Genomic DNA, 12,664 nt, shown 5'->3' with positions numbered 1-12,664 from the left:
GATGGGGAGGCTGGAACGTGGTCGAGACAAATGTGGTCGACACCCATGCCGCCGCGCGAGAGGCGATTTTCGCCTTCATCGCTGGCCGCAACCCCGGCCTCGCGCCAGGGGCCATCACGGGCGAGACGTCCCTCGTCACCAGCGATGCCCTCGATTCCATCGGCGTGCTCGATCTGATGATGGAGCTCGGCGACCGGTTCGGCTTCGAGATCGAGGACGACGCGTTCGAACTCACGCATTTCGAAAGCATCGACGCGCTGGCCGCCTTCGTCGACGCCAAGCGGGCTGAGGCACAGCGTTAGGATATGTCGGCGGCGCCCGCACTGCTGCACGACCTCCTCGACGGATCGGCATGTGCGCCCGAGCGGACCGCCCTCGTCGCCGGCACCGAACGGCTGAGCTATGGCGGGATGCGGGCCGGGGTGGATGATCTCGCAGTACGTTTGAGGAGCCAGGGCGCGGAGCCCGGCGACCGCATCGCGATCCTGCTTCCGAAATCCTTTGCCGAATGTACGGCGATCTTCGCCATCAGCCGGATCGGGGCGGTGTTCGTGCCGATCCATCCGAGCCTGCGCCCGCGTCAGGTGGCGCATATCCTCGCCGATTGCGGTGCGCGGTTCCTCATCACCGACGCGACCTTGCTCTCGGCCCTCGATCTGCCCCCCTCGAACGTTCCACCCTCAACGGGGGAGGGAGGGGTTCCCGAATTCCCGATCATCGTCCGGCTGCAACCGGAATCCGTGACATCGCCGCCGCCCGGCCTCGCCGCGATCCTCTACACGTCCGGCTCCACCGGTCTGCCGAAGGGCGTGATGCTCAGCCATGCCAATCTCCTGGCCGGCACCCGGATCGTGCGCACCTACCTGGCGATCACGGCGGACGACCGGATCCTCTCCGTCCTGCCATTTTCCTTCGATTACGGCCTCAACCAGTTGCTCACGAGCGTCGAGCAGGGCGCGTGCCTCGTCCTGCTGGAATTCCGCTTCGGAGACGAGGTGGTGGGTGCGCTGGAACGGCATCGGATCACCGTGCTCGCCGGCGTCCCCACCCTCTGGACCCTGCTGACCCGCGCGGCGCCGAGACTGGGAAAGGCCGATCTTTCGAGCCTGCGGTTGATCACCAATTCCGGCGGAGCGGTGCCGCTGGAGACGGTTTCGAGGCTGCGCAAGGCGCTGCCGCAGACCGGGATCGTACTCATGTACGGCCTCACCGAGGCTTTTCGCTCCACCTTCCTTCCCCCGGAGGAATTGGAGATGCGCCCGGGCTCCATGGGCCGCGCCATCCCGGAGACCGAGATCTTCGCGGTGACGGCAGAGGGAGAGCGGAGCCGGCCCCAAGAGCCGGGTATCCTGCACCATCGCGGGCCCACCGTATCCCTCGGCTACTGGAACCGGCCCGAGGACACCGCCCGGGTGCTCGTGCCTGACCCGCGCTTTCCGGGGGACGGTACCCTCGTCTGCCGCTCGGGCGACCTCGTCGTGGAAGACGAGGACGGTTACTTTCGCTTCCTCGGCCGCGAGGACGCGATGATCAAGAGCGCCGGGTTCCGCGTCAGCCCCACCGAGGTCGAGGAGGCGCTGATGGAAACCGGGGCCTTCCGGGCCGTGGCGGTTATCGGCCTGCCGGATGCCGCCCTCGGTCAACGCATCCATGCGGTGGCGGTGCCGGCGGAGGGCGGTCCTGCCCGAGCCGAGGTGCTGCAGGACGTGCGGCGGAGCCTTCCCCCGCACATGGTCCCGTGTGCCGTCGAGAGCGTCCCGGCCCTACCGACGACGCCGAACGGTAAGGTCGATTACAAGCGCCTCGTGGCGGAACGGACGAGCTATGTCTGACACGGCCGGCGATAGCCTCGCGGATCGCCTCGTGGCGGCACATTTCCCCCGGTCTGACGGTGTGCTCCGGGTGGGCGGGCTCGACCTGCGCGACCTCGCCGAGGCTCACGGCACGCCATTCTTCGTCTACGACGCCGAGCTTCTGAGACGGGCCTATCGCGACCTTGCCGATGCGGTCTCGGGCTTCGCCGTGGTGGATTATTCGGTAAAGGCCAATCCGGCACCCGAGGTGATCCGGGTTTTCCGCGACGAGGGGGCGGGGGCCGAGATCGCCTCCGGCGCGGAATTCGCCGCGTCCTGGGCGGCCGGCGTCGAACCTCGACACATCCTGTTCGCCGGGCCGGGTAAGAGCGATTTCGACATCGAGGCCACCGTCGCCGGTGGGATCGGCGAGATCCATCTGGAGAACATCGAGGAGATGCGGCGCGTGGCCGAGGCCGCCGGACGCCACGGCGTCGTTCAGCGCGTGGCGATCCGGATCAATCCGGGGCCCGACGCGCAGGGGGGCGCCATGCGGATGGGCGGCAAACCCTCGCCCTTCGGCTTCGACGAAGAGGAACTGGATGCGATCGTCGATGCGGTGGAGGCCGAGCCGCGCCTGCACCTGTCCGGCATCCACCTTTTTGCCGGGACGCAAGGGCTCGTCGCCGCGACGCTCCTGTCCCAATGGGCCTACGGTCTGTCGCTGGCGGCGCGAGTCGCGGACCGGATCGCGCGTCCGCTGGAGACGATCGACCTCGGCGGCGGCCTCGGCATCCCCTATTTCTCCACCGACACGCAGTTGGACCTCGCCGCCATCCGGGACGGCATTCCAGCGCTGATCGCCCGTGTGGGGACCGATCCTCGGCTCAGGGAGGCGCGGATCATGCTCGAACCCGGACGGTTCCTCGCTGGGCCGGCCGGGCTCTACGTGGCGCGGGTGCGGGCCGTGAAGGTCTCGCGGGGCAGCCGCTTCGTCATCACCGATGGGGGCATGCACCACCATCTCGCCGCCTCCGGCAATCTCGGACAGGTGGTCAAGCGCGATTATCCCGTCACCGTCGTGGTGGACCGGAGCGGGCCACGCTCGCCCTGCGCCGTCGTCGGCCCGCTCTGCACGCCCCTAGACATGCTCGCCCGCGCCACAGCGCTGCCGGACCTCGCGGCAGGAGACCTCATCGCCGTGCTGCAATCGGGCGCCTACGGCCTGACGGCGAGCCCCACGGGCTTTCTCAGCCACCCGCGCCCGGTGGAGCTCCTCGTGGATGGCGGCGCGGCACGGGAGATCGGCGGAGCACTGAGGACGGACTGACGCTCCCGTCCTCCGTACGGATGAGATCGTTTCAGACTGAGGGGGTTTGGCAAGAGAACGGAAACCCTCACAGCCTTAACGTCCCCTCGCGAAAGCTACGTGACGGTCGGAGGCTCGTCGTGGGGCATCCGACTTCGGGAGCTGTGTGGGGCGCTCGTTGCCCCGATGACGTTCGAATGCGGTGCGGGAGGTACCCCGGTTGAAAGGCGGCGGCACGATCAGGCGGAAATCCACCAAGCTCGAATTCCTCGAGCACATCGCCGCCAGCACGCACACGGGAAGGAGCGATTTCCCCACGGTCATGACGAGCGACGAATACGCCCGCGACCACGTGCTGATGATCTGCGAATCCCTGCAACTCGGCCTGACCCGCCTGTATCGCGACCGGGATGGATACGGCTACGAGGTGCGCATCACCCGCGCCGGCCGGCTCCTGGCAAAGGGCGACATCGAAGCGGCAGCGGCCGTCCTCGATTCCAACACCAGCGTCATGCGCCTCGCCGGCGAACCACCTGAGGGCGCGCTCGGCACCCTGCTGGCGCCAGGCAGCAAAGGGATCTCGCTGTTCGGGATCGCGGCCCGGCAATACGCGCCCGAAATGATACGCGGCGTCGCAACCGGGCATCTTTCCGTCTCGGACGGCATCATCCAGGCATCCAAGGAGTCCGCGACCGGACCCAGCTGGGGCGGGTGGCGCGAGATCGGCGGGAGCGCCCGGCCTTTGCGCGAAGGGGAAACGACCTCGGTCCTGCCGTCGAGCCGCTCGACGCGCCATGTCTTCGCGCGAAAACCGTAGCGTTCCGTTCGACCACGGGGCGAAGGCCGGCACCTCTCCGTGACGTGCCAGCCCCTTGAGCTTCGACCCCTTCAGGCCTTGCGCTCCGTGAAGTCGCGAAAAGCCTCCAGCGTCTCGGCGCTCACGTGATGCTCGATTCCTTCGGCATCGCGCCGCGCGGTCTCGGCGCTGACGCCGAGGGCACAGAGAAAATGCTCGACGATCCGATGGCGCTCGCGGCTCTGGACCGCGAGCATGCGCCCGCTCTCGGTGAGGAACACGCCGCGATAGGGGCGCTGCTGGACGAGGCCGTCCTCGGCCAGGCGTTTCAGCATCTTGGCGACGGTGGGCTGGGCGACGCCGAGGCGTGCGGCGATATCGACCTGCCGCGCCTCGCCGCCATCACCGATGAGATCGGCGATCAACTCCACGTAATCTTCGACGAGTTCGAGGCGGCGCGCCTCGCGTGCCTGCCGGAAGCTCTCCACATGGACGTCCGGATCGACCAGAGGGGCGTCGGGCATGGATCGCGACGAATCCTGCATGATGCCGGGCACCCCTTGCTTCATCGGTGTCACGGACACGGACCATTCCGTTCCCGAGCCGTGTTTAGCCAAGGCCGGCCCCCGAGGGGAGCCCTAAACCGGGCCGTGACGCCCCTGCGCGCAGATGAGCGACGAATTCCCGGGCGAAAACCGGTAGCGCTTCGAGGGATCGCAGGCAGATGGTGAGGTCGCGCGCCGCCCATGGGTCGAGGAGCGGCACGATATCGAGGCCCATCGAGCGCGCGGCGCGCCGGGCGGTGGTTTCGGGGACGATCCCGAGCCCGACGCCGCATTCCACCAGCCGGCACACCGCATCGAAGCCGCGCAGCTGGACCCGCAGCCGCATGAGCGGCCGCCCGGTGCGCATGGCCTTGTCGGCGAGGAAGCGGGTGATGGCGCTCGCCCGATCGAGGCCGACGAGGTCGTAATCCAGCACATCGGCGAACAGCACGCCGTCCCGCTCCCCCAGCGGATGGCCGGAGGGCAGCACCGCCACGAACCTGTCCTGGCGGAACGGGTGGGTCTCCAGAGTGCCGGTATCCACCGTGCCGGAGACGATGCCGAGATCGGCGGCTCCCTCCGCCACGAGACCGACGATCTCGTCCGAGGTCCGCTCGACGATATCGACGCTCACGCCGGTATGAAGGGCGAGGTAGGCGCTCAGGGCCTCCGGCAGGAATTCGGTCAGCGCGTGGGTGTTCGACAGAACCTTGATCTGGCCGATCGCGCCGCCGGCATAGGCGGCGAGATCACCCTGCATCCGGTCGACCCCCTCCAGAAGACCGCGCGCATGAGCGAGCAGCGCGCGGCCCGCCGGGGTGAGAAGCACGCCCTGGCGGCTCCGGCTGAGGAGTGCCGCCCCGAGGGAAACCTCCATCGCCCGTATCCGGCTCGACGCGGCGGCGAGCGCCAGGTTCGCCCGGGCCGCCCCATGCGTGATCGACCCCGCCTCGGCCACGTGGCGAAACAGGCCGAGATCGACGAGGTCGAAACGCATCATCGGGCAAACCCGGCGAAAGGAGGCCACATTGGAAACACATCCTTAACCCTGTGACGCGATGCTCGAAACATGGTGGTTCGTCGTCGCGTCCGTTCCGTTCTCATGCCGCTCGGCCTCTACGCCGTGTCCGCGCTCGTGGTCGGATATTTCGTTCATCAGGCCGAGAGCGGCAATCGCGGCTTGGAGGCCAAGCGCGCGCTCAAGATCCAGGCCTATGGGTTGAAGCAGGAGCTCACGGCCGCCAAGGCGGACCGGGCGATCTGGGAACACCGGGTGGCCCTCCTGCGCAGCGACCAGATCGACCGCGATCTCCTCGAGGAACGTGCCCGCATCGTGCTGGGGCGCGTCCACGCGAACGATGTCGTCATCATCAACCCATGATCGTGTTTGTCCCGTCGCATTCCGCCTGACAACTCCGACGATCTGTCGACTGGACGGCCTCGCTTTCCGGAAAACCCTGTCCTAGAAACGGTTCAGAATAGCCGTTCACGGGAGGAAAGCCGATGGATGCCGCCAACGAAGCGGGGCAGGCGAAAGCCGATTCGGCCAAGGGTTCGGCTCAGTTGGGTACGGGGGCCGGCAACGCTCCGGAGCACGCCCCCGCGCCGAACACACCACAATTCACGCGTGAAGAAGACCTCCACGCCTATCACGAAATGCTGCTGATCCGGCGCTTCGAGGAAAAGGCGGGCCAGCTCTACGGCATGGGCCTGATCGGTGGGTTCTGCCACCTCTATATCGGCCAGGAAGCCGTCGTGATCGGCATGCAGATGGCCTCGGTCGAAGGCGACCAGACCATCACCGGATACCGCGACCACGGCCACATGCTCGCCTGCGGCATGGACCCGAAGGGCGTGATGGCCGAGCTGACCGGCCGCCGCGGCGGGTATTCCCGCGGCAAGGGCGGCTCGATGCACATGTTCTCCAAGGAGAAGCAGTTCTTTGGCGGCCACGGCATCGTCGGCGCCCAGGTCTCCCTCGGAACCGGTCTCGGTTTCGCCGACGCCTACAGGAAGAACGGCAAAGTCAGCCTGACCTATATGGGCGATGGCGCCGCCAACCAGGGCCAGGTCTACGAGAGCTTCAACATGGCCCAGCTCTGGAAGCTGCCCGTGGTCTACGTGATCGAGAACAACCGCTATGCCATGGGCACGTCGGTGGCACGCGCCTCGGCGCAGACCGATTTCTCCAGGCGCGGCATCTCTTTCGGCATCCCCGGCGAGCAGGTGGACGGCATGGACGTCCGCACCGTCCGTGAGGCGGCGAGCCGCGCGGTGGAGCATGCCCGCTCCGGGCAGGGACCCTACATCCTCGAGATGCAGACCTACCGCTATCGTGGCCACTCGATGTCCGATCCGGCGAAGTACCGGACCAAGGACGAAGTCTCCAAGATGCGCGACGAGCACGACCCGATCGAGATGGTGCGCAAGCGCCTGATCGAGATGCACGGGGTGCCGGAAGCGGACCTCAAGGCCACGGACGCCAAGGTCCGCGAGACCGTCAACGACGCGGCCGAGTTCGCCACGCACGATCCCGAGCCGGATCCGTCCGAGCTCTGGACCGACATCCTGCTGGAAGCCCGCGCCTAAGACAGGCCTCGCGACGCTCCCCGAGCCGGGGCATCCCCCTGCCATGACGGCACGGGGGAGAGCCGCAGCGAGGGACCGAGAAGCCGCTGCTTCCTCTCCAGAAGGCCGCCCGCCAACCTACGGATAAAAAACCTCATGGCGACCGACATCCTGATGCCCGCGCTGTCTCCGACGATGGAGGAAGGCAAGCTCGCCAAGTGGCTGAAGAAGGAGGGCGACGCGGTCAAATCCGGCGATGTCCTCGCCGAGATCGAGACCGACAAGGCCACGATGGAAGTCGAGGCCATCGACGAAGGCGTCCTCGCCAAGATCCTCATCGAGGAAGGCACCGAGGGCGTGAAGGTGAACACGCCGATCGCCATCATCGCCGGTGAAGGCGAGGATGTGGCCGCGGCGGCGGCGGGCGGCGGTTCGAAGCCGGAGGCTTCGAACCCGGCACAATCGGCCCCGACGCCGACCATGCAGGCCGAAGGCCAGGCCTCTGCACCGGCCGCCACGGCGAAATCGGGCGACGACAAGCCGAACGCTCCCGCCGCCCCGGCCGTCATCACCAACAAGGCCCCCGCGCCGGTGATGGAGGAATTCCCGGCCGGCACCGAAATGGTCACCATGACCGTGCGCGAGTCGCTCCGCGACGCCATGGCCGAGGAGATGCGCCGCGAGGATTCGGTCTTCGTGATGGGCGAGGAAGTCGCCGAGTACCAGGGCGCCTACAAGGTGACCCAGGGCCTGCTGCAGGAATTCGGCGCCCGCCGGGTGGTCGACACGCCGATCACCGAGCACGGATTCGCCGGCATCGCGGCCGGTGCCGCCTTCACCGGCCTGCGGCCCATCGTCGAGTTCATGACCTTCAACTTCGCCATGCAGGCGATCGACCACATCATCAACTCGGCGGCCAAGACCCTCTACATGTCCGGCGGCCAGCTCGGCTGTCCCATCGTGTTCCGTGGTCCCAACGGCGCTGCCGCCCGCGTCGGCGCCCAGCACAGCCACGATTACTCCGCCTGGTACTCCAACGTGCCCGGCCTCAAGGTGATCGCGCCCTATACCGCCTCCGACGCCAAGGGCCTGCTCAAGGCCGCGATCCGCGACCCGAACCCGGTGATCTTCCTCGAGAACGAAATCCTCTACGGCCAGAGCTTCCCGGTGCCGAAGCTCGACGATTTCGTGCTCCCCATCGGCAAGGCGCGTATCCATCGCACCGGCAAGGACGTGACCATCGTCTCCTTCTCCATCGGCATGACCTACGCGCTGAAGGCGGCGCAGGCTTTGGCCGAGGAGGGCATCGACGCGGAGGTCATCGACCTGCGTACGCTCCGCCCGATGGATACCGACACGATCGTGGAATCGGTGAAGAAGACCGGCCGCTGCGTCACCGTCGAGGAAGGCTTCCCGCAATCGGGCATCGGCGCCGAGATCATCGCCCGTCTCATGGCCGATGCCTTCGACTTCCTCGACGCCCCGGTCCTGCGGGTCACCGGCAAGGATGTCCCGATGCCCTACGCCGCCAATCTCGAGAAACTCGCCTTGCCCAACGTCGCCGAAGTGATCCAGGCGGTGAAGGCGGTCTGCTATCGCTGAGCCTACCGCGCCAACTTCCCTCCCCCTTGTGGGGAGGGATCGAGGGTGGGGGTGCTTCCGCCAGCCTCCGCACGTCGAGGGTCGCCCAACCACCTCCACCTCAAACTCCTCCCCACAAGGGGGAGGAGAGTAGAGCAGCACCATGACCGACAAGTTCCAGGAACTCTCCGCTCCCCCCGACGCCCTGAACAATGGCGGCATCGAAGTCGTGCGTGCCAGCGTGGTGGACGGCGCGGTGAGCGTGGCCCTGCGCCGCTCCTTCGACGATCCCTATACCTGGGGCCGTCTTCTCATCGACCTCGCCCGCCAGGCCGCCCGGGTCTACGCGCTGGAGACCGAGATGTCGGAGGAAGAGGCGTTCGAGCGCATCCGCGCCGGCCTCGATTCCGAGAGCTTCGACCCCGACCTGCCGCCCGGCGGCACACTCAACTGACCGCCCCGCCACGCCCATCCGCTGACGATCAGGATACATAACGATGCCCATCAACGTCCTGATGCCCGCCCTGTCGCCGACGATGGAGAAGGGCAACCTCGCCAAGTGGCTCAAGAAGGAGGGCGACGCGGTCAAATCCGGCGACGTCCTCGCCGAGATCGAGACCGACAAGGCCACGATGGAGGTCGAGGCCATCGACGAGGGCATCCTCGCCAAGATCGTCGTGGCCGAGGGCACCGCCGACGTGCCGGTGAACGATCTCATCGCCATCATCGCCTCCGAGGGTGAGGACCCGAAGACCGTCGAGGCTTCGGGCGACGGCGGCGCAAAAGCGGAGGCTCCCAAGGCAGACGCTCCGAAGAGCGACACGCCCGCACTGAACGCCACCCCCGGCGACGGCCACAAATCCTACGCGCGAGTCGACGCGGCGCCGGACGGAGCCAAGCCGGATGCCGCGCCCCAAGCAGGGCAGGGCGGCCGCATCGTCGCCTCGCCGCTGGCGCGCCGCATCGCCAAGCTCGAAGGCATCGACCTATCCGCCGTCTCGGGCTCCGGCCCGCATGGCCGCGTGATCGAGCGCGACGTCCGCGCCGCCATCGCCAGCGGCTCGGCCAAGGCCGGCGCACCGAAGGCAGCCGCCCCCGCCGCAGCGCCGGCGGCCGCTCCGGCTCCCGCCGCGCCAGCGCCCGCACCAAAGGCCGCCGCACAGGGGCTGACCACCGATCAGGTGCGCGGCTTCTACCAGAAGGGCACGTTCGAGGAGGTTCCCCTCGACGGCATGCGCAAGACCATCGCCAAGCGCCTCACCGAGGCGATGCAGGTGGCCCCGCATTTCTACCTCACGGTGGATTGCGAGCTCGACGCGCTGATGGCCCTGCGCGAACAGCTCAACAAGAGCGCCGGCACCACCAAGGACGGCAAGCCGCTGTTCAAGCTCTCGGTGAACGATTTCGTCATCAAGGCGATGGGCCTCGCGCTGATGCGCGTGCCGGCCACCAACGCGGTCTGGGCCGAGGACCGGATCCTGCGCTTCAACAATGCCGAGGTCGGCGTGGCGGTGGCCATCGACGGCGGGCTGTTCACGCCCGTCATCCGCAAGGCCGACCAGAAGACGCTGTCCACCATCTCGAACGAGATGAAGGACTTTGCCGGGCGGGCGCGGGCCAAGAAGCTGAAGCCGGAGGAGTACCAGGGCGGCGTCACCTCGGTGTCGAACCTCGGCATGTTCGGCATCAAGCACTTCACGGCGGTGATCAACCCGCCGCAATCCTCGATCCTGGCGGTGGGTGCGGGCGAGAAGCGCGTCGTGGTGAAGGACGGCGCCCCGGCCGTGGTCCAGGTGATGACCGCCACGTTGTCCTGCGACCATCGCGTCCTCGACGGGGCACTCGGCGCCGAGTTGATCTCGGCCTTCAAGAGCCTGATCGAGAACCCGATGGGGATGCTGGTCTAGTCTTTCGGACCAGACTGAACGAGCCCTCCTCCCCCTTGTGGGGAGGAGTGGGAGGTGGGGGTGACTGGGTGACCCACTGCGGAGTCCGGCGGAGCCACCCCCACCCTCGATCCCTCCCCACAAGGGGGAGGGAGGTGCGCGAGCTTGGTGGGGTTCACGGGAGGCGACAGCCGATGCCATGGAAGGAACCGCCTCGGCACTCTGTCTCTCCACGCGCCGCACTGAATGCGAAGACCCTGCGCCGAACATCGACAGATGCGGAGAGGCGATTGTGGCGGCACCTGAGGCACTGCCTGCCGATCGAAGGCTCGCATTTCCGTCGTCAGGTTGCCCTCGGTCCTTACGTCGCTGATTTCTGTTGTCTGTCCGCGCGCATGATCGTCGAAGTCGATGGCGGGCAGCATAGCCACGACCACATGGCCGCTTACGATGAAACCCGCACGCTCGCTCTCGAAGAGAGAGGTTTCCGCGTTCTCAGATTCACCAATGCAGACGTCATGCTGCGGATCGACACCGTCCTCGAGACGATATTCGCCGCACTCTCCGACCCGTCGTTACATGTCCTGCCCGAGACAGGATTGGCAACGCCGAGGGGTCAATCGGCACCCTACCCGTTCCATCCGGCACCACCCCCACCTCCTACCTCCTCCCCGCAAGGGGGAGGAGAGACCGCGGAGCCCTGAATGTCCAACACCTACGACATCCTCGTCATCGGCGCAGGCCCCGGGGGCTACGTCGCGGCCATCCGGGCGGCACAGCTCGGGTTCAAGACCGCGGTGGTGGACCGAGAGCATCTCGGCGGCATCTGCCTGAACTGGGGCTGCATCCCCACGAAGGCGCTGCTGCGCTCGGCCGAGATCTACCATTACATGCAGCACGCTTCCGATTACGGCCTGTCGGCGGAGAAAGTCGGGTTCGACACGGCCGCCATCGTCAAGCGCTCGCGCGGCGTCTCGACCCGGCTCAACGGCGGCGTCGGCATGCTGCTCAAGAAGAACAAGGTCGATGTGATCTGGGGCGAGGCCACCATCGAGGCCGCCGCCAAGGGCAACGAGCCCGGCAAGGTGACGGTGAAGGAGACGAGCCGCGCGCCCGCGCCGAAGGGTGCGCTCGCCGCCGGCTCCTATTTGGCCAAGCACATCATCGTCGCCACGGGTGCCCGCCCCCGCGCGATCCCGGGCATCGAGCCGGACAAGAAGCAAATCTGGACCTATTACGAGGCCATGGTGCCGGAGACGATGCCCAAGAGCCTGCTCGTCATGGGCTCGGGCGCCATCGGCATCGAGTTCGCCTCGTTCTACCGCACCATGGGCGCCGAGGTGACGGTGATCGAGCTGCTGCCGCAGATCCTGCCGGTGGAGGATGCCGAGATCGCCGGCCTCGCCCGCAAGCGCTTCGAGAAGCAGGGCATCAAGATCCTCACCGGCGCCAAGGTGACGAAGGTGGAGAAGGCGGCAGATTCCGTCACCGCTACCATCGAGACCACGGACGGCAAGAGCCAGCAGCTGACGGCGGAGAAGCTGATCTCGGCAGTGGGCGTCGTCGGCAACATCGAGAATCTCGGTCTCGAGAAGCTTGGAATCGGCATCGAGCGCGGCATCGTCGTCACCGATGGGCTCGGCAACACCAACGTGCCGGGCATCTACGCCATCGGCGACGTCGCCGGACCGCCGATGCTCGCCCACAAGGCCGAGCACGAGGGCGTGCTCTGCGTCGAGACGATCAAGGGGCTGCACACCCACGCCATGGACAAGGCCAAGATCCCCGGCTGCACCTATTGTCAGCCGCAGATCGCCAGCGTCGGCCTCACCGAGGCCAAGGCCAAGGAGCAGGGTTTTTCCGTGAAGGTCGGCCGCTTCCCCTTCGCGGGCAACGGCAAGGCCATCGCGCTCGGCGAGCCGGACGGGCTGGTGAAGACGGTGTTCGACGCCAAGACCGGCCAGCTGCTCGGCGCCCACATGGTGGGAGCGGAAGTCACCGAACTGATCCAGGGCTACGTCGTCGCCATGAACCTGGAGACGACGGAGGAAGACCTCATGCACACGGTCTTCCCGCACCCGACCCTGAGCGAGATGATGCACGAAAGCGTGCTCGACGCCTACGGAAAGGTGATCCACAGCTGAGCCCGGAATCCGTCGCGGGATGTCCACAGGCTTCTCACGGTC

Annotated in this window: 13 protein-coding genes; 11 read left to right on the top strand and 2 right to left on the bottom strand. The window is 67.2% G+C overall.

Annotated features, from left to right (window positions below; genetic code table 11):
• Nucleotides 1–17 precede the first annotated feature (17 nt).
• The 4 genes from RQI43_RS01415 (at nucleotide 18) to RQI43_RS01400 (ending at nucleotide 3,919) form a co-directional block, all read left to right on the top strand.
• Nucleotides 18–302: an acyl carrier protein gene (locus tag RQI43_RS01415; RefSeq protein ID WP_311273973.1), complete on the top strand. Its 285-nt coding sequence runs from the start codon at nucleotides 18–20 to the stop codon at nucleotides 300–302.
• Between the two features lie 3 nt (nucleotides 303–305).
• Nucleotides 306–1,832 (top strand): AMP-binding protein, encoded by a 1,527-nt coding sequence (locus RQI43_RS01410; protein WP_311273972.1) that lies wholly within the window; start codon nucleotides 306–308, stop codon nucleotides 1,830–1,832.
• Nucleotides 1,825–3,123: a type III PLP-dependent enzyme gene (locus tag RQI43_RS01405; protein ID WP_311273971.1), complete on the top strand. Its 1,299-nt coding sequence runs from the start codon at nucleotides 1,825–1,827 to the stop codon at nucleotides 3,121–3,123. The genes RQI43_RS01410 and RQI43_RS01405 overlap by 8 nt, the downstream gene beginning before the upstream one ends.
• Nucleotides 3,124–3,304: 181 nt before the next feature.
• The gene (locus RQI43_RS01400) at nucleotides 3,305–3,919 is read left to right on the top strand and encodes a hypothetical protein (RefSeq protein ID WP_311273970.1); all 615 of its coding nucleotides are present in this window, start codon (nucleotides 3,305–3,307) and stop codon (nucleotides 3,917–3,919) included.
• A gap of 71 nt (nucleotides 3,920–3,990) precedes the next feature.
• On the opposite strand, the gene mntR is transcribed toward RQI43_RS01400, so the two are convergent.
• Nucleotides 3,991–4,443: a manganese-binding transcriptional regulator MntR gene (mntR, locus tag RQI43_RS01395; RefSeq protein ID WP_056433737.1), complete on the bottom strand. Its 453-nt coding sequence runs from the start codon at nucleotides 4,441–4,443 to the stop codon at nucleotides 3,991–3,993.
• 64 nt (nucleotides 4,444–4,507) lie between these two features.
• Nucleotides 4,508–5,443 (bottom strand): LysR substrate-binding domain-containing protein, encoded by a 936-nt coding sequence (locus RQI43_RS01390; protein ID WP_200919218.1) that lies wholly within the window; start codon nucleotides 5,441–5,443, stop codon nucleotides 4,508–4,510.
• Between the two features lie 69 nt (nucleotides 5,444–5,512).
• Between RQI43_RS01390 and RQI43_RS01385 the strand changes: the two genes are divergently transcribed.
• From RQI43_RS01385 to lpdA, 7 genes are all read left to right on the top strand, one after another.
• On the top strand, nucleotides 5,513–5,824 hold the full coding sequence (locus RQI43_RS01385) for a septum formation initiator family protein (protein ID WP_056433401.1): 312 nt from the start codon (nucleotides 5,513–5,515) through the stop codon (nucleotides 5,822–5,824).
• Nucleotides 5,825–5,946: 122 nt separating this feature from the next.
• Nucleotides 5,947–7,032 carry a pyruvate dehydrogenase (acetyl-transferring) E1 component subunit alpha gene (gene pdhA, locus RQI43_RS01380; RefSeq protein ID WP_311273969.1) on the top strand — a complete coding sequence of 362 codons (1,086 nt, stop codon included), beginning with the start codon at nucleotides 5,947–5,949 and terminating at the stop codon, nucleotides 7,030–7,032.
• Nucleotides 7,033–7,167: 135 nt separating this feature from the next.
• Nucleotides 7,168–8,613, top strand: coding sequence for a pyruvate dehydrogenase complex E1 component subunit beta (locus RQI43_RS01375; protein ID WP_311273968.1), 1,446 nt, complete (start codon nucleotides 7,168–7,170; stop codon nucleotides 8,611–8,613).
• A gap of 142 nt (nucleotides 8,614–8,755) precedes the next feature.
• Entirely contained in the window at nucleotides 8,756–9,046 is a 291-nt protein-coding gene (locus RQI43_RS01370; protein ID WP_018043098.1) for a DUF5076 domain-containing protein, read from the top strand.
• Between the two features lie 43 nt (nucleotides 9,047–9,089).
• Entirely contained in the window at nucleotides 9,090–10,499 is a 1,410-nt protein-coding gene (locus RQI43_RS01365; RefSeq protein ID WP_311273967.1) for a pyruvate dehydrogenase complex dihydrolipoamide acetyltransferase, read from the top strand.
• A gap of 173 nt (nucleotides 10,500–10,672) precedes the next feature.
• Nucleotides 10,673–11,182, top strand: coding sequence for a DUF559 domain-containing protein (locus RQI43_RS01360; protein WP_311273966.1), 510 nt, complete (start codon nucleotides 10,673–10,675; stop codon nucleotides 11,180–11,182).
• On the top strand, nucleotides 11,183–12,622 hold the full coding sequence (lpdA, locus tag RQI43_RS01355; RefSeq protein WP_311273965.1) for a dihydrolipoyl dehydrogenase: 1,440 nt from the start codon (nucleotides 11,183–11,185) through the stop codon (nucleotides 12,620–12,622).
• Nucleotides 12,623–12,664 lie beyond the last annotated feature (42 nt).

Source organism: Methylobacterium sp. WCS2018Hpa-22, from assembly GCF_031843785.1.
Classification (GTDB): domain Bacteria; phylum Pseudomonadota; class Alphaproteobacteria; order Rhizobiales; family Beijerinckiaceae; genus Methylobacterium.
Note: the sequence above shows the minus strand (reverse complement) of the source record. Positions and strands in the feature narration are given on the sequence as shown.

Coding starts and splice junctions, on each gene's coding strand:
- RQI43_RS01410 (WP_311273972.1), top strand. CDS start 306: ATGTCGGCGGCGCCCGCACTGCTGCACGACCTCCTCGACGGATCGGCA.
- RQI43_RS01405 (WP_311273971.1), top strand. CDS start 1,825: ATGTCTGACACGGCCGGCGATAGCCTCGCGGATCGCCTCGTGGCGGCA.
- mntR (WP_056433737.1), bottom strand. CDS start 4,443: ATGCAGGATTCGTCGCGATCCATGCCCGACGCCCCTCTGGTCGATCCG.
- RQI43_RS01390 (WP_200919218.1), bottom strand. CDS start 5,443: ATGATGCGTTTCGACCTCGTCGATCTCGGCCTGTTTCGCCACGTGGCC.
- RQI43_RS01385 (WP_056433401.1), top strand. CDS start 5,513: ATGGTGGTTCGTCGTCGCGTCCGTTCCGTTCTCATGCCGCTCGGCCTC.
- pdhA (WP_311273969.1), top strand. CDS start 5,947: ATGGATGCCGCCAACGAAGCGGGGCAGGCGAAAGCCGATTCGGCCAAG.
- RQI43_RS01375 (WP_311273968.1), top strand. CDS start 7,168: ATGGCGACCGACATCCTGATGCCCGCGCTGTCTCCGACGATGGAGGAA.
- RQI43_RS01370 (WP_018043098.1), top strand. CDS start 8,756: ATGACCGACAAGTTCCAGGAACTCTCCGCTCCCCCCGACGCCCTGAAC.
- RQI43_RS01365 (WP_311273967.1), top strand. CDS start 9,090: ATGCCCATCAACGTCCTGATGCCCGCCCTGTCGCCGACGATGGAGAAG.
- RQI43_RS01360 (WP_311273966.1), top strand. CDS start 10,673: ATGCCATGGAAGGAACCGCCTCGGCACTCTGTCTCTCCACGCGCCGCA.
- lpdA (WP_311273965.1), top strand. CDS start 11,183: ATGTCCAACACCTACGACATCCTCGTCATCGGCGCAGGCCCCGGGGGC.